Below are 24,149 nucleotides of genomic sequence, written 5' to 3' on the forward strand. Positions count from 1 at the left end.
GGACTGAACCAATAAGAACGTAAAAGAATCACTATTTGACAGCGTAATTTATTCACGTTAATAATGGTAATATTTCATCGAGACAAAGGGGAGAAGAGGAATGGCCGACTATTTAGTCATCGTGGAGTCTCCCGCAAAAGCAAAAACAATCGAAAAGTATTTAGGGAAAAAATATGCAGTGAAAGCTTCAATGGGGCACGTAAGAGACCTGCCGAAAAGCCAGATGGGAGTCGACACTGAAAACAATTATGACCCGAAATATATAACGATACGCGGGAAAGGTCCAGTTTTAAAAGAATTAAAAACGGCTGCAAAGAAAGCGAAAAAAGTATATCTCGCAGCCGACCCTGACAGAGAGGGTGAAGCTATCGCCTGGCACCTGGCGCACAGCCTAAACATTGATGAAGATTCGGAATGCCGGGTCGTTTTTAACGAAATTACAAAAACGGCGGTAAAGGATGCGTTTAAGCACCCCCGTTCCATCAATATGGATCTGGTGGATGCCCAGCAGGCCCGCCGGATACTTGACCGGCTCGTCGGCTACAACATCAGTCCATTACTATGGAAGAAAGTGAAAAAAGGGTTGAGTGCCGGACGGGTACAGTCGATTGCCGTGAAGATGATCATTGACCGGGAAAAAGAAATCAAGGCGTTTATTCCGGAAGAATACTGGAGTATTAATGGAACGTTTTCGGACGGGGATGCGGAATTTGAGGCGAAATTTTACGGCACCGCGAAAGAAAAGCAGGCGCTTGCCTCCCGGGAAGACGTCGACGGCGTACTTCAAAAGATGAAAGGCGATCAGTTTGAAGTAACAAAGGTCACGAGAAAAGAACGTAAACGTAACCCGGTTCAGCCGTTCACCACCTCGTCCCTGCAGCAGGAGGCAGCAAGAAAGCTGAATTTCCGGGCGAAGAAGACGATGATGGTCGCCCAGCAGCTGTATGAGGGTATTGATTTAGGCAAACCGGCCGGCACTGTCGGTTTGATCACCTACATGCGGACAGACTCCACCAGGGTTTCTCAAACCGCCAAAGAGGAAGCCCGGACGTTTATTACGGAGAAGTACGGCGAAGAATACATCCGCCATGGAGAACGCAAAAATTCTAAAAACAGCAACAGCCAGGACGCCCACGAGGCGATCCGGCCGACGTCGATTATGTATGAACCAAAACAGGTAAAAAGCTCGCTTTCAAGAGACCAGTACCGGCTGTACAAGCTCATCTGGGAACGTCTGGTGGCGAGCGAGATGGCCCCGGCCGTGATGGATACAATGTCGGTGGACCTTGATAATGAAGGCGTGCTGTTCCGGGCCACCGGCTCCAAAGTGAAATTTCCCGGCTTTATGAAGGTGTACGTGGAAGGCCAGGATGACGGGAAAAAAGAAGAGGATAAAATGCTTCCGGACCTGCAGGAGGGCCAGATGGTCACCCGGACGGATATGGAAGAAAATCAGCATTTTACCCAGCCGCCGCCACGTTACACAGAAGCCCGGCTCGTTCGGACAATGGAAGAGATGGGCATCGGCCGGCCGTCAACGTATGCCCCGACGCTCGATACAGTGCAGCGCCGGAACTACGTAGCGCTTGAAGAAAAGCGTTTCGTGCCGACCGAGCTCGGCGAAATCGTCATGGATCTGGTCGTGGAATTCTTCCCGGAGATTCTCGATGTGGAATTTACCGCAAAGATGGAAAACGATCTTGACTATATTGAAGAGGGAAAACAAAATTGGATTGAGATTATCGACGAATTTTACCAGGGATTTGAGCCAAGGCTGAAAAAAGCCGAGGAAGAAATGGAAGAAGTCGAAATCAAAGATGAGCCGGCAGGCGAAGACTGTGAGCAGTGCGGCCATCCTATGGTTTACAAAATGGGCCGTTACGGAAAGTTTATGGCCTGCTCCAATTTCCCGGAATGCCGTAATACGAAAGCGATTGTCAAAGATATCGGCGTAAAATGCCCGAAATGTAAAGAGGGAAATGTCGTTGAACGCCGAAGTAAGAAAAAGCGGATCTTTTACGGCTGCGACCGGTACCCGGACTGTGAATTTGTTTCCTGGGATAAGCCGATTGCCCGCCCGTGTCCGAAATGCGAAAATATGCTCGTGGAGAAAAAGACGAAAAAAGGCGTCCACGTCCAATGCTCTGAATGTGATTATAAGGAAGAACCAAATTAAAAATGACTGGTTACAGCGCAGGTCTGACTGCTTCCGAAAGGAATAGTTGCCTGCGCTTTCAAAAGGGAAAGGAGTTTTTATCATGAAAAGTACACCTGTTCATATCGTCGGTGCAGGACTCGCCGGAAGCGAAGCGGCATGGCAGCTTGCCAAACAGGGCGTGCCGGTCATGCTTCACGAGATGCGTCCGAACAAACAGACGGCCGCCCACCATACCGATAAATTTGCGGAGCTCGTCTGCAGCAATTCCCTGCGGGCCAACAACCTTACAAATGCCGTCGGCGTATTAAAGGAAGAAATGAGACACCTCGACAGCGTGATTATCGAGGCAGCGGACGCGGCCTCGGTGCCGGCAGGCGGCGCCCTTGCTGTCGACCGGCATGAATTTGCCGCGAAGGTCACGGAAAAAGTAAAAAACCACCCGCTCGTGGAAGTCGTATCGGAAGAAGTGACCCACATACCGGATGAACCGGCGATTATTGCCACGGGTCCTCTGACCGCCGAGTCGCTCTCTGAGGATATTTTTAAACTGACCGGCGAAGAGCATTTGTACTTTTATGACGCAGCCGCGCCGATTGTGGAAACAGACAGCATCGATATGGATAAAGCGTATGTGAAATCCCGGTACGATAAAGGGGAAGCCGCGTACATCAACTGCCCGATGACCGAAGAGGAATTTGACCGTTTTTACGACGCGCTGGTGGAAGCAGAAGTCGTGCCGCTGCGTGAATTTGAGAAAAACATCTTTTTTGAAGGGTGCATGCCGGTCGAAGAAATTGCCCGCAGAGGCAAAAAGACCCTGCTGTTCGGCCCGATGAAGCCGGTCGGGCTGGAGCATCCGGAAACAGGGGAGATTCCGCACGCCGTCGTGCAGCTGCGCCAGGACAACCAGGAAGGGACGCTTTTCAACATTGTCGGCTTCCAGACTCACCTTAAATGGGGGCCGCAGAAAGAAGTGATCCGTTTGATCCCGGGACTCGAAAATGCCGACATCGTCCGCTACGGCGTGATGCACCGGAACACGTTTTTAAATTCCCCGAACTTCCTGAACCCGACCTACCAGACGAAGAGCCGCAGTGATTTGTTCTTCGCCGGACAGATTACCGGTGTGGAAGGATACGTGGAATCAGCTGCTTCCGGACTGGTCGCCGGATGGAACGCGGCTAAACAATATTTACAGGAAGAAACGGACACCTTCCCGAAAGAAACGGTGATCGGGGCCATGAGTCACTATATTACGACGGCCGGAGCCAAAAACTTTCAGCCGATGAACGCCAACTTCGGCCTGTTGCCGGCCCCGGAGCAAAAAATCAAAAACAAGCGGGAGCGCAATGAATACTACGCAGAACGGGCTTTGGCTTCCATTCAGAATTTTAAGAAAAAAGTACAAATATGATTGCTAGGCTGCAGGGTTTATGATACGATTTACTAGCTTTTGTCTTCATAAGGCGGTAACAGTCCCGCAGAAGGAAGCTGAAAGCGCAAAGGAGCAAAAAGCTGATGAACCCGTTATTAACCTGGAGGGAAGAATTTTTCCGCTATCTGGAACTCGAAAAAAACATTTCCTCCTATACGAAAACAGCTTACGAACAGGACTTGATTGAATTTGAAGCGTTTATGCAGCAGGAGGGCTGGAAGCACGTGGAGGAGGTTGATCCAACGCTCGTCCGCCTCTACTACAGCAGCATGTACGACCGCTCGTATGCAAGGGCGACAGTAGCACGGAAAATCTCCGCGCTGCGTGCGTATTTCCGCTATCTGCAGCGCGAGGAATATATTGAACAAAATCCGTTCATTGGTGCGAGCCACCCCAAAAAAGAGCGGCCGCTCCCCCATTTTTTATATGAAGAAGAAATTGAATCGCTGTTTGCTTCGTTTGATATGAGCAAGCCGCTTGATATCAGGGATAAAGCCATTATGGAGCTGCTTTATGCGACAGGCATGCGCATCAGTGAATGCCAGCAGCTGCAGGCTGATGACCTCGACGATTATCTTGGCACCATTCTCGTGAAGGGAAAAGGCCGGAAGGAGAGGTATGTGCCGGTAGGAAGCTTTGCCCAGGAAGCTGTTGAGCTGTACAAATCGAACGTGCGGCCGGAGCTTTCAGCCAAAAGCAAAGTGCCGACCGGCCAGCTGTTTTTAAACGCCCGGGGCGGCCCGCTGACCGACCGCGGGTTCCGCCATGTCCTCAACGAACGGGTGAAAAAGGTCTCAAGCACGCTCCGTATTTCCCCTCATGATCTGAGGCATACATTTGCGACACATCTGCTCAATCACGGGGCGGACCTCCGGGTCGTGCAGGACCTGCTCGGCCATGCCAATTTATCAACAACCCAGATCTACACCCACGTAACTAAAGAACGGCTTCAGGATGTGTACCGACAATCGCATCCAAGAGCAGAAAGGAAGCGTGAATAACACATGGAACCATCCTTTCACGCCACAACGATATACGCTGTCCATCACGACGGCAAAGGAGCGATGGCCGGCGACGGCCAGGTGACGCTCGGTCAGCAGGTGGTCATGAAGCATACCGCACGAAAAGTGAGACGGCTGTACAACGGGAAAGTTCTCGCCGGCTTTGCCGGGTCGGTAGCTGACGCGTTTACCCTGTTTGACTTGTTTGAAGAAAAACTCGAGCAGTGGAGCGGCAATCTGCAGCGGGCTGCCGTCGAGCTTGCAAAGGACTGGCGCAGCGATAAAACGCTGCGGCGTCTTGAAGCAATGCTCATTGTCATGGACAAATCCACCATGCTTTTGGTGGCTGGCACGGGAGAAGTGATCGAGCCTGATGACAACATGCTTGCCATCGGCTCCGGAGGGAATTTTGCGCTCAGCGCCGGACGGGCGCTTAAAAAGCATGCCACGCATCTGACCGCCCGGGAAATGGCCGAAGCTTCGCTTGAGACAGCAGCAGATATATGTGTTTTCACCAACCATGAAATCATTGTTGAAGATTTGGAATCTTAAAACATAGTCCGCTAAGGGGGCTTATTAATGGAAATTTCGATGACACCCAAACAGATTGTAGAACGGCTCGATCAATATATTATCGGCCAGAATGAAGCGAAACGGTCTGTGGCGGTAGCTCTTCGCAACCGGTACCGCAGAAGCAAACTGCCTGAACAGCTTCAGGAGGAAGTAACCCCGAAAAATATTCTGATGATCGGACCGACGGGCGTAGGTAAAACGGAAATTGCCCGCCGGATTGCGAAGCTTGTCGGCGCCCCGTTTTCGAAGGTGGAAGCCACAAAATTTACGGAAGTCGGCTATGTCGGCCGCGACGTGGAATCGATGATCCGGGATCTGGTGGAGGTCGCCGTACGTATTGTAAAGGAAGAAAAAACAGCCTCCGTGCAGGAGAAGGCGGAAAAAGCTGCGAATAAAAAAATCGTCCGGCTGCTCGCTCCGAGAAAACGCAAAAATCGTCAGGCGGACAACAACACCGGCAACCCGTTCGGAATGCTTTTTCAGCAGAATGATGACAACGATGAAGAAGAAGAGACAGACGCCCCGGACAACAGTGATCTGCGCGAGCAGCGCCGTCAGCTGCAGAAGCAGCTGGAAATGGGCGAGCTTGAAGACCGCAAAGTAACCATTGAGGTCGAGCAGCAGTCCGGCTCGATGGGAGACATGTTTCAGGGCGGCGGCATGGAACAGATGGGCATGAACATGCAGGAGATGCTCGGGAACATGATGCCAAAGAAATCGAGCAGCCGCACGCTCCCTGTGCGCGAAGCACGCAAGGTGCTGACCGAACAGGAAGCCCAGAAAATGATTGATATGGACGAAGTGAGCACAGAAGCTGTTTACCGCGCGGAGCAGTTGGGAATTGTGTTTCTGGACGAGATTGATAAAGTGACCGGTAAAAAGGAAAGCAGCAGTGCGGACGTGTCGCGCGAAGGCGTACAGCGGGACATTCTGCCGATTGTGGAGGGCTCCACAGTCAATACCAAGTATGGTCCTGTACGCACCGACCATATGCTGTTTATCGCCGCCGGTGCTTTTCATACGGCCAAGCCTTCCGATTTAATTCCTGAGCTGCAAGGAAGATTTCCGGTGCGTGTCGAATTAGATAACTTAGGAGCAGCAGATTTTGCCCGGATTCTGCGGGAGCCGGATCAGGCGCTTACCAAGCAGTACCAGGCACTCATCCGCACCGAAGGTATTGAAGTGACATTTACAGACGAAGCTGTCGATACTATTGCGGAATTAGCGGAAGCGGTCAATCAGCAGACAGAAAACATCGGCGCACGACGGCTGCACACGCTGCTTGAAAGACTGCTCGAAGATCTGTCCTTCGAGGCTCCAGAAATTACTATGGACGCTATCACCATTACGCCGGAGTACGTCAATGATAAACTGGCAACGATCGCCAGGGACCGGGACGTCAGCCGTTATATTTTGTAGCATAAATCAGGAGGAGAATCAGCATGGATTTGTTAACGAGAAGCAGAAGAATTAATGAAATGTTACAGAAAACACAGGGAGACCACGTCAATTTTAAAGACATGGCCGAAACCCTCCAGGAAATTATCGGAGCCAATGTGTTTGTGGTCAGCCGCCGCGGGAAGCTGCTCGGCTACTCGATCGAGCAGGAAATCGAGCACGAAAAAATGCAGCGGATTTTAGAGGAGCGTCAGTTCCCGCAGGAATACACCTCCGGCCTGTTCGGCATCAATGAAACCTCGCCGAATTTGGATGTGCAGAGCGAGTACACGGCATTTCCGCAGGAAAGCGCCGAATTATTTGCGTCCGGCCTCACAACGATTGTACCGATCGTGGGGGGCGGCCAGCGTCTTGGCACGCTCGTACTGGCACGGTTAAGCGAAACGTTCGATGATGATGATCTGATCCTTGCCGAATACGGGGCGACTGTTGTCGGTATGGAAATCCTTCATGAAAAAACGCAGGAGATCGAAGAGGAAGCGAGAAGCAAAGCGGTTGTCCAGATGGCCATCAGTTCCCTTTCCTACAGCGAACTCGAAGCGGTAGAGCATATTTTCGAAGAGCTCGACGGCAAGGAAGGACTGCTTGTAGCGAGTAAAATTGCCGACCGTGTCGGCATCACCCGTTCCGTGATCGTCAACGCCCTGCGCAAGCTTGAAAGCGCCGGCGTCATCGAATCGAGATCCCTCGGCATGAAAGGAACGTACATTAAAGTATTAAACAATAAGTTTTTGTACGAACTGGAGAAAATTAAAAATAACGATTAACGGTTTTAGGGGTCTGTCCAAAACACCGAATGACCACTCTTTTAAGCAGAAGCTGGATGATATTTTCCGGCTTCTTTTTGATTCTATAATATTTGTTGGGGTAGAGTATAAAAATACACGCAGATTCCAATGTCCTTTACAGCTGTGCCGAAGCGGCGCCGAAGGAATCGATGATGAACCGTGTTATAATGTTATACAAAGACGGATGGAAGGAAAAGGATATCGCGAAGACGCTGTCGATCGGCCAGCGGGAGGTGCATCTGGTTTTGCAGATGCAGGAAAAGTAAGCTTTAACATTGCGTCCTGCGGATACGTATGGTATATTACGTGTTGGTGTTAAAAACACACGCAACAGCTGATTTGTACAGAGGTGCTTTCCGCTTGGAAAGTTTTGTACAGACATGACGCTTGCGGTGGAAAAAACCTAAGGAGGAATTATTTTATGGCTGTTATTTCTATGAAACAGTTGCTTGAAGCAGGGGTGCACTTCGGTCACCAGACTCGTCGCTGGAACCCTAAAATGAGCCGTTATATTTTCACGGAGCGTAATGGTATTTATATCATTGACCTTCAAAAAACGGTACGTAAAGTAGAAGAAGCGTACAAATACGTACGCAGCATTGCAGAAGACGGAGGCAAAATCCTTTTCGTCGGAACGAAAAAACAGGCGCAGGACTCTGTTCGCGATGAAGCGATCCGTTCGAACATGTACTACATTAACCAGCGTTGGTTAGGCGGTACGTTAACGAACTTCGCAACGATCCGTAAACGGATTGCCCGCTTGAAAGACCTTGAAAAAATGGAAGAAGACGGTACCTTTGACATTCTTCCGAAAAAAGAAGTTATGCTGTTAAACAAAGAAAAAGACCGTCTCGAAAAAGTACTTGGCGGCATTAAAGATATGAACAAGCTGCCGGATGCCCTGTTTATTATCGATCCGCGCAAAGAGCGCATCGCGGTGGCAGAAGCTCACAAATTGAACATTCCGATCATCTCGATCGTGGACACTAACTGTGATCCGGACGAGATCGACAAGCTCATCCCGGGTAACGACGACGCTATCCGTGCCGTTCGTCTCCTTACAGGAAAAATGGCCGATGCCGTCATCGAAGCTACTCAGGGTGCAGAAGAAAAAGCCCGCGAGCAGGCAGCTGCCCAGGAAAAAGAACAGGAAGCAGCCGCAGCGGAAGAAGAAGGAAACACAGAAGAAGAGAGCGTTTCAAACCAGTAAGCTCTCTGCATAAATATAACGGGCCCAGGCCTGACGCGAAGGGTGGTAAAAGGGAAAAACCCTTTATCACCCTTTTTCTTGAAAAATAGCGCTCAAGCGTTTGTGCATGGAAAAATCGAAGGAGGAATTTAAATGGCTGTAACAGCAAGCATGGTAAAAGAACTGCGTGAAAAAACAGGTGCAGGTATGATGGACTGCAAAAAAGCACTCAACGAAACAGACGGCGACATGGAAGAAGCGGTCAACTACCTGCGGGAAAAAGGCATCTCCAAAGCAGCAAAAAAATCTGACCGTGTAGCAGCGGAAGGCCTTACGTACGCAACGTACGAAGGAAACAAAGCAGTGATCGTGGAAGTGAACGCAGAAACAGACTTCGTCGCGAAAAACGAATTGTTTAAGCAGCTCGTTGCAGATGTTTCCACGTACCTGTTGAAAGAACAGCCGGCTGACGTTGACGCAGCACTTGCCGGTGAAATCGAAAGCGGAGTAACGCTTGATCGTTACATCAACGACCAGATTGCCCGCATCGGGGAGAAAATTTCCCTGCGCCGTTTTCTGCTTGCAGAGAAAAACGACGGTGACGCATTCGGCGCTTATCTTCACATGGGCGGACGCATCGGCGTGCTGACGGTTCTTGAAAACACGGAAGACAGCGATCTCGCCAAAGACGTTGCGATGCACGTAGCGGCTATCAGCCCGAAATACGTTTCCCGCGAAGACGTTCCGAAGGAAGAAGCGGACAGCGAGCGTGAACTGTTGAAGCAGCAGGCGCTGAACGAAGGCAAGCCGGAAAACATTGTTGAAAAAATGGTGGAAGGCCGTATTGGCAAGTACTTTGAACAAATCTGCCTGCTCGATCAGGAATTTGTAAAAGATACTGAGCAAAAAGTAGGCGACTACCTGAAAAGCAAAGGCGCTACCGTGCGTACATTTGCCCGCTATGAAGTAGGCGAAGGCATGGAAAAACGCGACGAAAACTTTGCAGATGAAGTAATGAACCAAGTGAAGAAATAAATCGGCAGTATGGGAGAGTCCATATCGAATCCTCTAGGGTCCGTAGGCTCTCCTTTTTTCTGAAAGCAGAATCAGGGCAGAAGCCGCAGTGCTTCTGCGATACATAATATAAAGGCGGGGTTCATGACGATGGAGAGATACAATCGCGTTGTGTTGAAGTTGAGCGGAGAGGCATTAGCAGGACAGCAGGGCTACGGTATTGATCCGGAAGTCATTCAGTCTATTGCTTCTCAAATCGGTGAGATAGTAGAATTGGGAACAGAGGTAGTGATTGTCGTCGGCGGCGGAAACATATGGAGAGGCATGGCCGGAAGCTCGAAAGGCATGGATCGGGCCACTGCTGACTATATGGGCATGCTCGCCACGGTCATGAATTCGCTTGCGCTCCAGGACAGCCTCGAAGACATCGAGATTCCTACCAGAGTGCAGACGTCCATAGAAATGAGACAGGTAGCCGAGCCGTATATCCGCCGGAAGGCCATCCGTCATTTAGAGAAAAAGCGTGTAGTCATTTTTGCGGCAGGGACCGGCAATCCGTACTTTTCGACCGATACGACGGCGGCGCTGCGTGCGGCAGAAATCGAAGCTGACATCATTTTGATGGCTAAAAACAAAGTGGACGGGGTATATGACTCAGATCCATCCGCAAATGCGGACGCTAAAAAGTATCAGTCGCTCACTTACCTGGACATTTTAAATCATGACCTGAAAGTGATGGATTCGACGGCGTCAACACTTTGTATGGACAACAACATCCCGCTTCTCGTATTTTCGATTATGGAAGAAGGAAACATCAAGAAAGCAGTAATGGGAGAAGACATTGGAACAATCATAAGGAGGAACAACGATGGCTCATGATATAAAAGCAACAGAAGAAAAGATGAAAAAATCAGTGGACTCTTTAAGCCGGGAGCTTGCCACGCTGCGGACAGGAAGGGCAAACGCTTCCATGCTCGACCGGGTGGTAGTTGACTACTACGGTGCCGAGGTGCCGCTTCAGCAGCTTGCCACGATTACAGTGCCGGAAGGACGCCTGCTGGTTGTGACGCCGTTTGACAAAAGCTCCATCAAGGACGTGGAAAAAGGAATCCAGAAGGCGGAACTCGGCCTGAATCCGAGTAACGACGGCGAAATAATCCGCATTCCGATTCCGGCGATGACGGAAGACCGCCGCAAGGAAATGACCAAACTGATTAACAAGTACGCGGAAGAGGCACGGGTGGCTATCCGCAACATCCGCCGCGACGCCAATGATACGCTGAAAAAAGATGAAAAAAGTAATGAAATCACCGAAGATGATTTGAAGCGCGAGCAGGAGCAGGTGCAAAAAGCAACTGACAAATACATCGCCCAGGTGGATCAGGCAGCGGAACAAAAAGAAAAAGAAGTTATGGAAGTTTGATGCGAATCGAGTTACAATAGGAACAGACTGGAACCCTCTGCACTCAAGAGGGTTTTTTTGTAAGAACAAAACCGGCAGGAGTCATTTGTGCTGCCGGGAAGAAAACATAAACAGATATACTGCTTTCCGTTCTTCAACAATGCTGAGGCAGGAACGGTTTTTATATGGAATTGATTGAACACGCGCCATATAAATTATACAAAGGGGAAAAGGCTGGTGCCCTCGTTATGAACGATCGACTATTTAATCAAATAAATCCATGGGCGGAGGCGAACGCCACGGCAGTGAAGGTGAATACGCCTGCCCATGTGGCTATTATTATGGATGGCAACGGCCGTTGGGCAAAAAAAAGAGGCCTGCCCCGTGTAGCCGGCCACCGCGAAGGTATGAAGGCGATCACGAAGGTAGTGGAAAAAGCGCACGAGCTCGGTATAAAGTATTTAACGCTCTACGCTTTTTCCACCGAAAACTGGAAGCGGCCGAAATCAGAAGTGAATTTTCTTATGCAGCTGCCGGAGCGGTTTTTGGCCAAGGAACTGCCGAAATTAATGAAAAACAACGTCCAGGTGCGGATGATGGGTGATGCGGATAAATTGCCGGACCATACGCTGCAGGCCGTGCAGGAGGCTGTGGATGCCACAGCTGAAAACACCGGCATCGTGCTAAACTTTGCCCTTAACTACGGCGGCCGGCATGAGCTTGTCCATGTCGTGCAGGAGCTCGCCCGGGACGTGGAAGAGGGGCGGATGAAGGCAGAGGCCATCGATGAAGAGTTAATCACCAGCCGGCTGTACACGAACCAGATCCCGGACCCCGACCTGCTTATTCGCACGAGCGGCGAAATCCGGCTGAGTAATTTTATGCTGTGGCAGTTAGCTTATGCGGAATTTTGGTTTACCGAAACACTCTGGCCGGATTTTAACGAAGATGGCCTGGCAGAGGCTGTCATAGAATATCAGCAGAGAAAACGCAGGTACGGGGGCGTTTAACGACTGAAGGGGAGGTCTTGTATGGGATTGCGGGCGATTACCGGTCTTATCGGAGCAGTACTCGTCTTGGCGATTGTATTTGTGGGCCGCGAATGGTTTACTCTTTTGATCGCTTTGCTTGCTTCTGTCGCCATGTTTGAAATAATGCGTATGAAACGGATCCCGCTGCTGTCCTTCCGGGGTTTAATCAGCATGGGCTTTATGTGGATACTGCTCGTGCCCACAGAATGGATGGACTTTCCGTTTTTGCAGCATATAACGAAAACAGAGATTTTTTTAACGATGATTCTGGGCCTGCTTGCATTAACAGTAGTTACTAAAAATTCCTTCACCTTTGATGAAGCAGGGTTCGTCATTTTATCCTCTGTGTACATAGGGTACGGGTTTCACAGTTTGATTATGATCCGCCAGCTGCCGGACATCGGCCTTGCCGTTGTCATTTTGATTTTATTTTTAATCTGGGCAACCGATTCCGGGGCATATTTCATCGGGAAGAATTTCGGGCGCCACCGGCCGTGGCCGGAGATCAGCCCGAAAAAAACCATCGAAGGATTTGTCGGGGGACTTGTTGCGGCATTTATTGTCGGCTTCATCTTTGAGGCGGTCTATCCGGTATTTAATTCCTACCTGATAATGAGTGCTTTTATCGTCGTGACATCCATCTTCGGCCAGCTCGGGGATCTGGTGGAATCGGCGCTGAAACGGCACTACGCTGTGAAGGATTCCGGGAATATCCTTCCCGGTCACGGCGGTATTTTGGACCGGTTCGACAGCTTGATTTTCGTTATGCCCCTGCTTCATTTTTTCTATTTTTTTGGTTAATACCTCAGATGCAGGTTGCCAACCTAAAGGAGTTTAAACCATGAAACGAATAGCATTGATTGGGTCCACCGGATCCATCGGTACACAAACGCTCGACGTTGTTCGTCTGCATCCGGAACGGTTCCGGATAACGGCGATTGCTGCCGGCAGAAACGTAGACCTCGTACGAAAGCAGATTGAAGAATTCTCCCCTGAAATTGTGGCGGTTCATACAAAAGAAGATGCCGAAACGCTTCAGGCGGAATACGGCGGGCGTATTCGCACCGTCTGGGGCCACGATGGCCTGATGGAAATTGCGGGCAGCTCCTGTGATTTTCTGATGAATGCGGTCAGTGGGAGCATGGGGCTTGAACCGACGCTGCGGGCGATCGAAAACCGGGTGGATATCGGGATTGCGAATAAAGAGACGCTCGTCACTGCCGGCCATCTTGTGATGGAAAAAGCACAGGAGCACGGCGTACGCCTGCTGCCGGTCGACAGCGAGCATTCGGCGATTGCCCAGTGCCTTGAAGGAAATGAGTTAAAGGAAGTGAGCCGCCTGATTTTGACTGCTTCGGGAGGCAGCTTCCGTGACTATTCACGCAGCGACCTTGACGGAGTCACGGTGGAGGACGCCTTAAACCACCCAAACTGGAGCATGGGGGCCAAAATTACGATCGACTCGGCCACGATGATGAACAAAGGCTTTGAAGTGATCGAAGCTCACTGGCTGTTTGGTATTCCTTACGATCGTATTGATGTGCTGCTGCATAAAGAAAGCATCATTCATTCGCTCGTGGAGTATCAGGATACAAGTGTGATTGCCCAGCTCGGGCTGCCGGACATGCGCGTGCCGATTCAGTACGCCATGACCTACCCGGAGCGGCTTGACTATCCGGCCAAGGAATCGCTGAATCTGTGGGAAATAGGCACTCTGCATTTTCAGCCGCCGGATTTTGAACGCTACCGCAGCCTCCGGCTGGCCTACGATGCCGGCAGGGCCGGAGGCTCCATGGGAACGGTCCTGAACGCAGCCAATGAACAGGCGGTGGCTATGTTTTTAAACAGCCAGTGTGCTTTCCTTGAAATTGAAACTGCTGTGGAAGAGGCACTTTTGCGCCACGAGCGCATTGAACATCCGGACCTCGACACGATTTTACGCGTGGACCGGGAAACTAGAGAACACGTGCAGACGCTTTTAACGTGACGTTCTTTCACAAACACTCTATAATGGTAAGAAAGAGCAAAAGAAGAAGGTGAATAAGCTTTGGATACGCTGATAGCGGTAATTGTCATGTTCGGCTTATTGGTGGCCATACACGAGTGGGGCCATTTGTATTTTGCCAAAAAAGTCGGCATTTTGTGCCGGGAGTTTGCGATTGGATTCGGGCCGAAGATATTTTCGACGAAGCGCAATGAAACGGTTTATACCATCCGGCTGCTGCCGCTTGGCGGTTACGTGCGAATGGCCGGGGACGATCCGGACCCGGTCAATATTAAACCAGGCTATGAAATCGGCCTGACGTTTAACGATGCAGGAAAAGTAAAAGAAATTATCGTAAACAATAAATCCAAGCACCCGGAAGCAAAAGTTGTATCCGTGGAATCGATCGATATGGAGCGCGAGCTTTATATTGAAGCGGTGGAGGATGAAGAAGAATCCGGACTGAAGCGGTACGACATCGACCGGACGTGTGACCTGATTGTTGATGAGAAGCGTGAACAGATTGCGCCGTGGGACCGGCAGTTCGGCTCCAAGCGGCCTTGGAAAAAAGCAGTGGCCATTTTTGCCGGCCCGTTCATGAACTTTGTGCTCGCGTTCGTGCTGTTTGTTATTTACGCTCTCGCCAACGGACTTCCGCAGGATACCCCGGCTATCGGGGGGATTGCCGGCGGTTCGCCGCTGAGTGAATCCACGTTTGAAGAAGGCGATGTTATCACCACCGTGGACGGCGAGTCCGTGAACTCATGGAATGAAATGACCGGCGTTGTCCAGGAGCGCCCGGGAGAAGAAGTCACGGTCACCGCTGAACGCGGCGGAGAGACAATTGAAGACACGGTCACCATCGACGGCGTTCCGGTGCAGGAAGGCTCGAGTGAGGAAGTCGGCCAGATCGGTGTTTATGCCGAAACGGAACGGTCCTTCACAGAATCGCTGCAGTACGGCGGCACGCAGCTGTATGAGGTGTCCACGCTGATTTTCCAGACGCTCGGCACGATTGTGACCGGCGAATTTTCCCTCGATGACCTGGCCGGTCCGGTAGGTATTTATGATGCGACGGATCAGGTGATCGCGACAGGGCTTCTCACCCTTATTGCGTGGTCTGCCATGATCAGCGTCAACCTTGGGATCGTCAACCTTCTTCCGCTGCCGGCGCTTGACGGAGGACGGCTGCTGTTTATCATTGCCGAAGCGGTCCGCGGCAAGCCGATCGAACCGCAGAAGGAAGGCATGATCCACCTGCTCGGCTTCGCGCTTCTGCTGCTGTTGATGATTGCAGTGACGTGGAACGATATTAACCGCTTATTCACGTAATAAAAAACGGTGACGGAGCCAAAGCCCCGTCACCGTTCTTATGTTAAAATAACCAAAGAGCTTACAGACGCAGATGTATAAGAGAAAGAGGTTGATATAGTATGCGACAACAATTTTTATTCAGTCCCACTCTCCGGGATGTGCCGCAGGGAGCGGACATTGCGAGCCACCAGCTGATGCTTCGGGCCGGTCTGATTCGCCAGAGTGCAGCCGGAGTTTATTCCTACCTTCCACTCGGCCACAAGGTGCTCCGTAAGATTGAAGGCATTGTCCGCGAGGAAATGGATGCAGCAAGCGGCCAGGAAGTACTGCTTCCTGCCATGCAGCCGGCAGAGGTATGGCAGGCGTCGGGCCGCTATGACAATTACGGGCCGGCACTGATGCGCTTCAAGGACCGCCACCAGCGTGATTTTGTGCTCGGCCCTACGCATGAAGAAAACATTGCCGCCCTTGTAAAGGATGAGATGAATACATACAAACGCATGCCTGCGATTTTGTACCAGATTCAGACTAAATATCGCGACGAAGCGCGTCCACGCTTTGGGGTGCTTCGCGCACGCGAATTTATTATGAAGGATGCGTACTCGTTTGATACGTCCTACGAGGCGCAGAACGAAAGCTACTGGGCGATGTACCGCGCCTACGAGCGGATTTTTACCCGTCTGGGGCTGGACTACCGGGCGGTGCAGGCTGATGCCGGAGCGATGGGCGGACAGGGCGAAACCCATGAATTCACCGTGCTTTCCGATGTCGGGGAGGACACTATCGTGTATTCCGACGAAAGCGATTTTGCGGCAAATATTGAAATAGCCGCCATACCGGATAACGTCTCAAAGCCGGAGCCGGCCGCGGAAGAAATGTCCATGGTCGATACACCGGAGGAGCGCACGATTGAAGAAGTGGCTGCAAAACTAGGGATCAAGCGTGAGGAGTGCCTGAAAACTGTCTCATTTGACGCAGACGGCCGCCTGGTGGCCGTGCTTATGCGCGGCGATCACGACGTTAACGAAGTGAAGGTGGCAAACGCGGTGGGCGCTGAAGTGCTTGAGCCCGCATCCGCCGAGCGGATAGAAGAAGCATTTGGAGCAGAGCCCGGCTTTATCGGTCCTGCCGGTCTGCCTGAAGACGTTGAAGTGCTTGCCGATTACGCGGTGCGCGGCATGACAGGCGCCGTATGCGGAGCCAACGAAAACGGCCGGCACTATCAGAACGCGGTGCCGGAAAGGGACTTCCCTGTCGGGCAGTACGCAGATCTGCGTTTCATCCAGGAAGGTGAACCGTCTCCGGACGGCCGGGGGACGGTCCGTTTCGCCAAGGGTATTGAGGTCGGGCACGTGTTTAAGCTTGGCACGAAGTACAGCGAAGCGCTCGGGGCGACGTTTTTGGATGAAAACGGCAAAGCCCGTCCGATCATTATGGGCAGCTACGGCGTCGGCGTGAGCCGGACGATTGCGGCTGTTATTGAGCAGAACCATGACGAGAGCGGCATCTGCTGGCCGAAAGCAGCCGCCCCGTTTGATCTGCATCTGCTGGTGCTCAATCCGAAGCAGGACGAGCAGCAGCAGCTCGGCGACGAACTGTACGAGAGCCTGCAGAAAAGCGGTTGGTCCGTGCTGCTCGATGACCGGAAGGAGCGGCCGGGCGTGAAGTTTAAGGATGCGGACCTTTACGGTCTGCCTGTGCGTATCGCCTGCGGCAAAAAAGCAGGCGAGCAGATTGTGGAAGTAAAATCCCGCACAGCCGGTGAAAACGTGGAAGTCGCTGTCAGTGAACTTCCGCAGTATTTAGAAAAGCTGTGGGCTGAAATCCATTAACCCTTTCTGGTGACTCCAGGAGGGGTTTCCCTCTTCCCTGAGCCTGCCGGAAATGAATTTTTTTGATAAAATGAATTACAAAAGAACGAAGAAGTGAGGCGAGAAACGTGCAGACCGACCGTCACATCCAACAGGAACGTTTTGAGTTGCTACTCGAGCAGATTGGCATGCCGGAAGAAGAAACCAACCGTTATTTTACAGAAGGCCGCCTCGAAAAGCTTGTGATTCATAAAGAACAGAAGCAGTGGCATTTTCACCTGACGCTTGCAGCGCCGCTGCCGTTTACGGTATATGCGCTGCTGAAAGAAAAACTGCAGTCCGCGTTTGAAAGCATTGCCGCTGTTGATTTTACGCTTCATTACGAAGAAGGCACGACTGTTCCGGTGGACGCGATCCCGGACTACTGGCCGCTGATTATGCAGAAGCTTGAAGGCTATGACCCCCACCTGCGCATGAGGCTGAACGGAGGAGCGCCGTTTTTGCGGGAGGGGGAGCTGATTTTCCCGTGTAAAAGCGATATTGAAATGAATTCGCTCGGGCCGAAGCTGCAGCAGGCGATGAACGATGTCCTGCCGCTGTTCGGGCTGCCGGCTGCCGCCTTTACGATGGAAGCCAAAACGAGCGATGAAGAAAAGGAACAGTTCGAAGAAAAGAAAAAGCAGGAAGAACACTCCAAAGTAATTGAAGCGATGATGGAGCGCAAGAAAAAGGAAACCGAAGCCGACTCCAAGCGTGCGTCCCAGTCGATTCAGATCGGTTATCCGATCAAGGACGAAGCCGTGCCGCTTAAAGATATCCGCGAAGAAGAGCGCCGCATTACGGTGGAAGGCTACATTTTTGAAGCGGAAACGAAGGAGCTCCGCAGCGGCCGGACGCTGTTAACGTTTAAAATTACCGACTACACCGATTCGATTATGATCAAAATGTTCTCCAAGGATAAAGAACAGGTGCCGCTGCTTGAAGCGGTGCAGAAAGGCATCTGGGTAAAGGCCCGGGGCGGCGTCCAGGACGATACGTTCGTCCGGGACCTGGTCATGATCGCAAACGACGTGATCCAGGTGCAGGGAGCGTCCAAAACCGACGACGCCGAAGAGAAGCGCGTCGAGCTGCACGCCCACACGAATATGAGTCAGATGGATGCGACGGTTTCCGCCGGGGAATACGTGGCCCGGGCAGCCGAATGGGGCCACCCGGCGGTCACCATCACGGACCACGGCGTCGTGCAGTCGTTTCCGGAAGCATACAATGCCGGCAAAAAGCACGATATTAAGGTGCTGTACGGCATGGAGGCGAACCTCGTAGATGACGGCGTTCCGATCGCATACAACGAGGCGGACGTGGATCTTGAAACAGGAACCTATGTCGTCTTTGACGTGGAAACGACCGGCTTATCAGTCGTGTACGACTCCATCATCGAGCTCGCAGCGGTGAAGGTAAAAGACGGCGAGATTATCGACCGGTTTGAACGCTTTTCAAACCCGCATGAAAACCTGACCGACACCATTATTAACCTGACCGGCATCACAGATGACATGCTCGTCGATGCGCCGGAAATTGAACCGGTGCTTGAAGATTTCTACGCCTTTTCCAAGGATTCGGTGCTTGTCGCCCATAACGCAAGCTTTGACATGGGCTTTCTCCGGGAGGGATACAAAAAAATCGGTAAAACGGCAGACATGCCGGTAATCGATACGCTCGAATTCGGCCGCTTTTTGTATCCGAATTTAAAAAACCACCGGCTGAATACGCTCTGTAAAACGTTTGATATCGAACTCGTAAGCCATCACCGGGCGATATACGATGCGGAAGCGACCGGGTACCTGCTTTGGAAAATGATGAAGGATGCGCTCGCTCAGGACATCACGAACCATAAACAGCTGAACGATAACATGGGCCAGTCCGGCTTTCACCGGCTGCGCCCGTCGCACTGCACGCTGATCGCCCAGACGCAGGAAGGGCTGAAAAACCTGTATCACCTCGTCACGCTTTCGCATCTGGAGTATTTTTTCCGCACGCCGAGAATCCCGCGTTCGAAGCTGCAGAAGTACCGCGAAGGCATACTCGTCGGCTCGGCGTGTGACAAAGGCGAAGTGTTTGAAACGATGATGCAGAAGTCGGAGGATGAAGCGAAAAAAGCCGCTGAATTTTACGACTACCTCGAGGTGCAGCCGCCGGAAAACTATGCGCACCTGGTGGAAAAGGAGCTTCTGAAAAGCCACGACGACGTTAAGGATGTGATTCAGAAAATCATCCGCACCGGGGAGGAACTGAACCTCCCGGTCGTTGCCACCGGTAACGCCCACTACATGGATGAGCACGACTACAACTACCGGCAGATTCTGATTGCGTCGCAGGGCGGGGCGAACCCGCTGAACAACCAGACGCTTCCGCAGGTGCATTTCCGCACAACCGGGGAAATGCTCTCCTGCTTTGATTTTCTGGATGACCGTACCGCAGAAAAGATTGTAGTGGAAAACACCCAGGCAATTGCAGACCAGGTGGAAACGATCCACCCGGTGCCGAGCGACCTGTATACGCCAAACATCGAAGGCTCGGATAAAGAAATACGGGAAATGTGCTACCGCCGGGCGGAGAGCATTTACGGCTCCCCGATACCGGAGCTTGTGAAAACCAGGCTTGATAAAGAGCTCGACAGCATCATCGGCAACGGTTTTGATGTCATCTACCTGATTTCGCAGAAGCTCGTAAAAAAATCCCTCGAGGACGGCTATCTTGTCGGCTCGCGTGGCTCGGTCGGCTCATCGTTTGTTGCCACGATGACAGAAATTACCGAAGTAAACCCGTTGCCGCCGCATTACGTTTGTCCGGAATGCAGGCAGTCGACGTTTTTTGACGACGGCTCGGTCGGCTCCGGATTCGACCTTCCGGATAAGCTGTGCGACAGCTGCGGCGTGGACATGATTAAAGACGGCCACGATATCCCGTTTGAAACGTTTCTCGGATTCAAAGGCGATAAAGTGCCCGATATTGACCTGAACTTCTCCGGCGACTATCAGCCGCGGGCCCATAATTACACGAAAGAACTGTTCGGCGAGGAAAAAGTGTATCGGGCAGGAACAATCGGTACCGTGGCGGACAAAACGGCGTACGGATTTGTGAAGGGCTATCAGAGCGACCACGAGCTGCATCTGCGCGGAGCGGAGATCGACCGGCTCGTCAGCGGGTGTACCGGTGTTAAACGGACGACCGGGCAGCACCCGGGCGGAATTATCGTCGTCCCGGATGAGTATGACATTCACGATTTCTGTCCGATTCAGTTTCCGGCAGACGACAAAACGTCGGAATGGAAAACGACGCACTTTGACTTTCATTCCATCCACGATAACCTGCTGAAGCTTGATATTCTCGGCCACGATGACCCGACAGTCATACGCATGCTTCAGGATTTAAGCGGCATTGATCCGCAGACGATTCCGACCGATGACGCGGAAGTCATGAAAATCTTCGGCGGCCCGGAAGTGCTCGGTGTGACGCCGGAGCAGATTAACTGCAAAACGGGAACGTACGGCATTCCAGAGTTCGGCACCCGGTTTGTGCGCCAGATGCTTGAAGACACGAAGCCGTCCACGTTTTCCGAGCTGGTTCAGATTTCCGGGCTTTCCCACGGCGCGGACGTCTGGGTCGGAAACGCCCAAGAGCTGATTCAGAACGGCACATGCGAACTGAAGGACGTTATCGGCTGCCGGGACGACATTATGGTGTATTTGATCTATAAAGGCATCGAGCATTCGCTCGCCTTTAAAATCATGGAATTCGTCCGTAAGGGACGCGGCCTTGATCCGGAATGGATTGAAGAAATGAAAAACCACGGCGTACCGGAGTGGTACATCCAGTCGTGCCTGAAAATTAAATATATGTTCCCGAAAGCGCACGCCACTGCCTACGTGCTGATGGCAGTCCGGATTGCCTACTTTAAAGTGCACCATCCGATCCTGTTTTATGCAGCGTACTTTACGGTCCGGGCGGACGACTTTGATCTGCCGACGATGATCAACGGCAGCACCTCGATCCGCGCGAAGCTTGATGAAATTCAGGCGAAGGGCTTTGACGCCTCTCCGAAGGAAAAAAGCCTTGTGACCGTGCTGGAGCTTGCGCTTGAAATGACCGAGCGGGGCTACCGTTTCCAGAAGGTGGACCTGTACCGTTCGGAAGCAAGTGAATTTGTCGTCGACGGCGACCAGCTGATTCCGCCGTTCAACGCTCTTGAAGGCGTAGGGACGAACGCAGCGGTCAACGTGGTGAAAGCGCGCGCCAATGGAGAATTTTTATCCAAGGAAGACCTGCAGCAGCGCAGCAAGGCAACCAAAACAGTGATCGAGCACCTCGACCTGCACGGATGCCTCGACGGCCTGCCGGATACAAACCAACTTTCTCTGTTCTAAACAGCAGCGAGACTTGCGAAAATGCACAAATCGTGCTATGATAATGGGCAGTGAGAGGTATATCGAGACGGCGAAAGAGTGGGTGGATACCCACTCTTTCATTTATGGTTGAAGCTTTCTGCATAAAATAAACTATATACTATCATTGGAAGAAATGAAGATGATGACAAAGCAGCAGGGAGGTACGTAATGAAAGAAAGTATTAAAGACCTCGCAGCACGTCTGGCGCGGCCGATTGCTGAAGAACTGGACCTGGAACTCGTGGATACAGAATATAAGAAAGAAGGAAAAAACTGGTACCTTCGGGTATTTGTGGACAGCCCCTCCGGTGTGCATCTTGAAGACTGCGGACGGGTGAGCGAACGGCTGAGTGAACAGCTCGACGAAATGGACCCTGTCCAGGAGGCTTATTATCTGGAGGTTTCTTCGCCGGGCGCGGAGCGTCCGCTGAATAACGAAGCAGATATCCGACGTTCAGTCGGAAAAAACGTGTACATTACCACGTATGAACCCGTTGAAGGAGAAAAAGCGTTCGAAGGAAAGCTGAGTGACTTCAAAGACGGAGAGCTTTTGATTTCCACCAAACAGAAACAGACGGAACGCACGGTGCATGTACCGTACAGTAAAGTAGCTAAAGCAAGGCTCGCCATCATTTTTTAACGGTGCGGCGGGCATCGAGAAAAAGGAGGATCTGAATTCCATGAATGCAGACTTTATGGAAGCATTGGACGTACTGGAAAATGACAAGGGTATCGATAAAGAAATAGTGCTCGAAGCAATCGAGGCCGCGTTGATTTCCGCCTACAAGCGAAACTTCAACCAGGCGCAGAACGTCCGGGTGGACGTCAACCGTGATACCGGATCGATTCACGTATTTGCCCGCAAAGAAGTGGTTGAAGAGGTATTTGATCCACGGCTTGAAATCTCTCAGGAGGAAGCGCAAGCGATCAGCCCGTCGTACGAGCTCGACGACGTAGTGGAAATGGAAGTCACCCCGAAAAACTTCGGGCGCATCGCTGCGCAGACGGCGAAGCAGGTCGTGACCCAGCGCGTGCGCGAAGCTGAGCGCGGCATTATCTATTCCGATTTTATCGACCGCGAAGAAGATATTATGACCGGCATCGTGCAGCGTCAGGACCACCGCTTTATCTACGTGGACCTCGGGAAAGTAGAGGCGCTGCTGCCGCAGAGTGAACAGATGCAGAATGAAACGTACAATCATAACGACCGTCTGAAAGCATACATCACCAAAGTGGAAAAAACGACCAAGGGACCGCAGATCGTTATTTCCCGTACGCATCCGGGCTTGTTGAAGCGGCTGTTTGAGCTGGAGGTGCCGGAGATTTATGACGGCACGGTGGAAATTATTTCAGTGGCACGGGAAGCGGGCGACCGCTCGAAAATTTCGGTGTATGCTGACGATCCGGAAGTGGATCCGGTCGGTTCCTGCGTAGGCCCGAACGGCCAGCGCGTGCAGACGATCGTGAAAGAGCTGAAGGGCGAAAAGATCGACATCGTGCAGTGGTCAGATAATCCGGTGGAGTACGTGGCCAACTCGCTTAGCCCGGCGAAAGCCCTTGATGTTCAGGTAAATGAAGAGGAAAAAAGCACGCTTGTGGTGGTGCCGGACTACCAGCTTTCCCTGGCTATCGGCAAGCGCGGGCAGAACGCCCGCCTGGCCGCCAAGCTCACCGGCTGGAAGATCGACATTAAAAGTGAAACCGAAGCCGAAGACCTCGGTATCTTCTCGCCGGAGGATGCGGAAGAGATCCCGGTGACAAGCACAAGCATTGATTTAGACACAGAAGATTTGTAAAAATGAGGGTGAACGGCTATGGTTAAAAAAATTCCCATGAGAAAATGCATTATTACTGGAGAAGAAAAGCCCAAGAAAGAGTTGGTGCGAGTCGTTCGGGACCCGGATAACACCGTTTTTGTCGACCGCTCCGGCAAAAAGAACGGCCGGGGCGCGTATTTAACAGACAGTGACGATGTGTTTTTACAGGCGAAAGCAAAGGATTCGCTGAGCCGCCATCTGAAGGTGAAAGTCTCAAACGAAGACTATGACCGTCTCCTCGAAGAGCGCAGAGGCGCGGCTCATGAACGATAAAGCATTGTCCTTTCTCGGACTTGCCGCGCGGGCAGGAGAGCTGAAAAGCGGCGATGACACCGTTCTTAAAACCGTGCAGACCAAAAAAGCACAGCTGGTCATCGTCGCCGGAGATGCTTCTGCCAATACGATTAAAAAGTTCACGGATAAAACGGACTTTTATTCATGCCCTTTTCGTGTTGCCGGCACGAAAGCCGACCTCGGCGCGGCAATTGGAAAAGAATCAAGAACTATTTTATCCGTCACAGAACGCGGTTTTGCCAAAAAGCTGATAAAATTGATAGATGAAGAAATAAATTAAGAAGGACGTGTAGATGGACGAAAAACGAACAATATTCAGGAACGATATCTTTGGAAGGAAAGTGATGTCACTATGAGTAAAGTGAGAAGCAATAAAACAAGAAACACCCAGGGAAACAGAGGTCCGAGCAAGAAAAAGACCACCCAGAAACGCCCG

General features: G+C 51.6%; 21 protein-coding genes. All 21 read left to right on the forward strand.

The window, feature by feature from the left end; all coding sequences use genetic code 11:
- Positions 1-100: 100 nt before the first annotated feature.
- Positions 101-2,176, forward strand: a complete 2,076-nt coding sequence (gene topA / locus BLV22_RS01005) for a type I DNA topoisomerase (protein WP_091610298.1) — start codon at positions 101-103, stop codon at positions 2,174-2,176.
- Between the two features lie 82 nt (positions 2,177-2,258).
- Positions 2,259-3,572 (forward strand): FADH(2)-oxidizing methylenetetrahydrofolate--tRNA-(uracil(54)-C(5))-methyltransferase TrmFO, encoded by a 1,314-nt coding sequence (gene trmFO, locus BLV22_RS01010; protein WP_091610300.1) that lies wholly within the window; start codon positions 2,259-2,261, stop codon positions 3,570-3,572.
- A gap of 104 nt (positions 3,573-3,676) precedes the next feature.
- On the forward strand, positions 3,677-4,594 hold the full coding sequence (gene xerC, locus BLV22_RS01015) for a tyrosine recombinase XerC (protein ID WP_091610301.1): 918 nt from the start codon (positions 3,677-3,679) through the stop codon (positions 4,592-4,594).
- A 3-nt stretch (positions 4,595-4,597) separates the two neighbouring features.
- Positions 4,598-5,146, forward strand: a complete 549-nt coding sequence (gene hslV / locus BLV22_RS01020; protein WP_091610303.1) for an ATP-dependent protease subunit HslV — start codon at positions 4,598-4,600, stop codon at positions 5,144-5,146.
- A 27-nt stretch (positions 5,147-5,173) separates the two neighbouring features.
- Positions 5,174-6,586, forward strand: coding sequence for an ATP-dependent protease ATPase subunit HslU (gene hslU, locus BLV22_RS01025; protein ID WP_091610305.1), 1,413 nt, complete (start codon positions 5,174-5,176; stop codon positions 6,584-6,586).
- A gap of 23 nt (positions 6,587-6,609) precedes the next feature.
- Positions 6,610-7,392: a GTP-sensing pleiotropic transcriptional regulator CodY gene (gene codY / locus BLV22_RS01030; RefSeq protein WP_091610307.1), complete on the forward strand. Its 783-nt coding sequence runs from the start codon at positions 6,610-6,612 to the stop codon at positions 7,390-7,392.
- Between the two features lie 170 nt (positions 7,393-7,562).
- The gene (locus BLV22_RS15275) at positions 7,563-7,679 is read left to right on the forward strand and encodes a DUF6115 domain-containing protein (RefSeq protein WP_425433771.1); all 117 of its coding nucleotides are present in this window, start codon (positions 7,563-7,565) and stop codon (positions 7,677-7,679) included.
- Between the two features lie 155 nt (positions 7,680-7,834).
- Positions 7,835-8,623: a 30S ribosomal protein S2 gene (gene rpsB / locus BLV22_RS01035; protein ID WP_091610308.1), complete on the forward strand. Its 789-nt coding sequence runs from the start codon at positions 7,835-7,837 to the stop codon at positions 8,621-8,623.
- A gap of 132 nt (positions 8,624-8,755) precedes the next feature.
- A complete protein-coding gene (gene tsf / locus BLV22_RS01040; RefSeq protein WP_091610310.1) occupies positions 8,756-9,637 on the forward strand; it encodes a translation elongation factor Ts in 882 nt (293 codons plus the stop codon).
- Between the two features lie 123 nt (positions 9,638-9,760).
- The gene (pyrH, locus tag BLV22_RS01045) at positions 9,761-10,495 is read left to right on the forward strand and encodes a UMP kinase (RefSeq protein WP_091610312.1); all 735 of its coding nucleotides are present in this window, start codon (positions 9,761-9,763) and stop codon (positions 10,493-10,495) included.
- Positions 10,485-11,039, forward strand: a complete 555-nt coding sequence (gene frr, locus BLV22_RS01050; RefSeq protein WP_091610313.1) for a ribosome recycling factor — start codon at positions 10,485-10,487, stop codon at positions 11,037-11,039. The genes pyrH and frr overlap by 11 nt, the downstream gene beginning before the upstream one ends.
- 227 nt (positions 11,040-11,266) lie before the next feature.
- Positions 11,267-12,028 (forward strand): undecaprenyl pyrophosphate synthase, encoded by a 762-nt coding sequence (locus BLV22_RS01055; protein ID WP_091612218.1) that lies wholly within the window; start codon positions 11,267-11,269, stop codon positions 12,026-12,028.
- A 21-nt stretch (positions 12,029-12,049) separates the two neighbouring features.
- Complete coding sequence (locus tag BLV22_RS01060; protein ID WP_091610315.1) at positions 12,050-12,850, forward strand: phosphatidate cytidylyltransferase; 801 nt, start codon at positions 12,050-12,052, stop codon at positions 12,848-12,850.
- Between the two features lie 40 nt (positions 12,851-12,890).
- Positions 12,891-14,036 (forward strand): 1-deoxy-D-xylulose-5-phosphate reductoisomerase, encoded by a 1,146-nt coding sequence (locus BLV22_RS01065; protein ID WP_091610317.1) that lies wholly within the window; start codon positions 12,891-12,893, stop codon positions 14,034-14,036.
- 60 nt (positions 14,037-14,096) lie between these two features.
- Entirely contained in the window at positions 14,097-15,365 is a 1,269-nt protein-coding gene (rseP, locus tag BLV22_RS01070) for an RIP metalloprotease RseP (RefSeq protein WP_091610318.1), read from the forward strand.
- Positions 15,366-15,466: 101 nt separating this feature from the next.
- A complete protein-coding gene (locus tag BLV22_RS01075; RefSeq protein ID WP_091610320.1) occupies positions 15,467-17,179 on the forward strand; it encodes a proline--tRNA ligase in 1,713 nt (570 codons plus the stop codon).
- 107 nt (positions 17,180-17,286) lie between these two features.
- Complete coding sequence (locus BLV22_RS01080; RefSeq protein ID WP_091610321.1) at positions 17,287-21,582, forward strand: PolC-type DNA polymerase III; 4,296 nt, start codon at positions 17,287-17,289, stop codon at positions 21,580-21,582.
- Positions 21,583-21,771: 189 nt separating this feature from the next.
- On the forward strand, positions 21,772-22,242 hold the full coding sequence (gene rimP / locus BLV22_RS01085) for a ribosome maturation factor RimP (RefSeq protein ID WP_091610323.1): 471 nt from the start codon (positions 21,772-21,774) through the stop codon (positions 22,240-22,242).
- Between the two features lie 40 nt (positions 22,243-22,282).
- Complete coding sequence (nusA, locus tag BLV22_RS01090; RefSeq protein ID WP_022792806.1) at positions 22,283-23,398, forward strand: transcription termination factor NusA; 1,116 nt, start codon at positions 22,283-22,285, stop codon at positions 23,396-23,398.
- An 18-nt stretch (positions 23,399-23,416) separates the two neighbouring features.
- Positions 23,417-23,692, forward strand: coding sequence for an RNase P modulator RnpM (gene rnpM / locus BLV22_RS01095; RefSeq protein WP_091610324.1), 276 nt, complete (start codon positions 23,417-23,419; stop codon positions 23,690-23,692).
- Positions 23,682-23,993: a L7Ae/L30e/S12e/Gadd45 family ribosomal protein gene (locus BLV22_RS01100; protein ID WP_091610326.1), complete on the forward strand. Its 312-nt coding sequence runs from the start codon at positions 23,682-23,684 to the stop codon at positions 23,991-23,993. The genes rnpM and BLV22_RS01100 overlap by 11 nt, the downstream gene beginning before the upstream one ends.
- Positions 23,994-24,149 lie beyond the last annotated feature (156 nt).

This window comes from Marinococcus luteus, from assembly GCF_900106595.1.
Classification (GTDB): domain Bacteria; phylum Bacillota; class Bacilli; order Bacillales; family Marinococcaceae; genus Marinococcus; species Marinococcus luteus.

Coding starts and splice junctions, on each gene's coding strand:
- topA (WP_091610298.1), top strand. CDS start 101: ATGGCCGACTATTTAGTCATCGTGGAGTCTCCCGCAAAAGCAAAAACA.
- trmFO (WP_091610300.1), top strand. CDS start 2,259: ATGAAAAGTACACCTGTTCATATCGTCGGTGCAGGACTCGCCGGAAGC.
- xerC (WP_091610301.1), top strand. CDS start 3,677: ATGAACCCGTTATTAACCTGGAGGGAAGAATTTTTCCGCTATCTGGAA.
- hslV (WP_091610303.1), top strand. CDS start 4,598: ATGGAACCATCCTTTCACGCCACAACGATATACGCTGTCCATCACGAC.
- hslU (WP_091610305.1), top strand. CDS start 5,174: ATGGAAATTTCGATGACACCCAAACAGATTGTAGAACGGCTCGATCAA.
- codY (WP_091610307.1), top strand. CDS start 6,610: ATGGATTTGTTAACGAGAAGCAGAAGAATTAATGAAATGTTACAGAAA.
- BLV22_RS15275 (WP_425433771.1), top strand. CDS start 7,563: ATGATGAACCGTGTTATAATGTTATACAAAGACGGATGGAAGGAAAAG.
- rpsB (WP_091610308.1), top strand. CDS start 7,835: ATGGCTGTTATTTCTATGAAACAGTTGCTTGAAGCAGGGGTGCACTTC.
- tsf (WP_091610310.1), top strand. CDS start 8,756: ATGGCTGTAACAGCAAGCATGGTAAAAGAACTGCGTGAAAAAACAGGT.
- pyrH (WP_091610312.1), top strand. CDS start 9,761: ATGACGATGGAGAGATACAATCGCGTTGTGTTGAAGTTGAGCGGAGAG.
- frr (WP_091610313.1), top strand. CDS start 10,485: ATGGCTCATGATATAAAAGCAACAGAAGAAAAGATGAAAAAATCAGTG.
- BLV22_RS01055 (WP_091612218.1), top strand. CDS start 11,267: ATGAACGATCGACTATTTAATCAAATAAATCCATGGGCGGAGGCGAAC.
- BLV22_RS01060 (WP_091610315.1), top strand. CDS start 12,050: ATGGGATTGCGGGCGATTACCGGTCTTATCGGAGCAGTACTCGTCTTG.
- BLV22_RS01065 (WP_091610317.1), top strand. CDS start 12,891: ATGAAACGAATAGCATTGATTGGGTCCACCGGATCCATCGGTACACAA.
- BLV22_RS01075 (WP_091610320.1), top strand. CDS start 15,467: ATGCGACAACAATTTTTATTCAGTCCCACTCTCCGGGATGTGCCGCAG.
- rimP (WP_091610323.1), top strand. CDS start 21,772: ATGAAAGAAAGTATTAAAGACCTCGCAGCACGTCTGGCGCGGCCGATT.
- nusA (WP_022792806.1), top strand. CDS start 22,283: ATGAATGCAGACTTTATGGAAGCATTGGACGTACTGGAAAATGACAAG.
- rnpM (WP_091610324.1), top strand. CDS start 23,417: ATGGTTAAAAAAATTCCCATGAGAAAATGCATTATTACTGGAGAAGAA.
- BLV22_RS01100 (WP_091610326.1), top strand. CDS start 23,682: ATGAACGATAAAGCATTGTCCTTTCTCGGACTTGCCGCGCGGGCAGGA.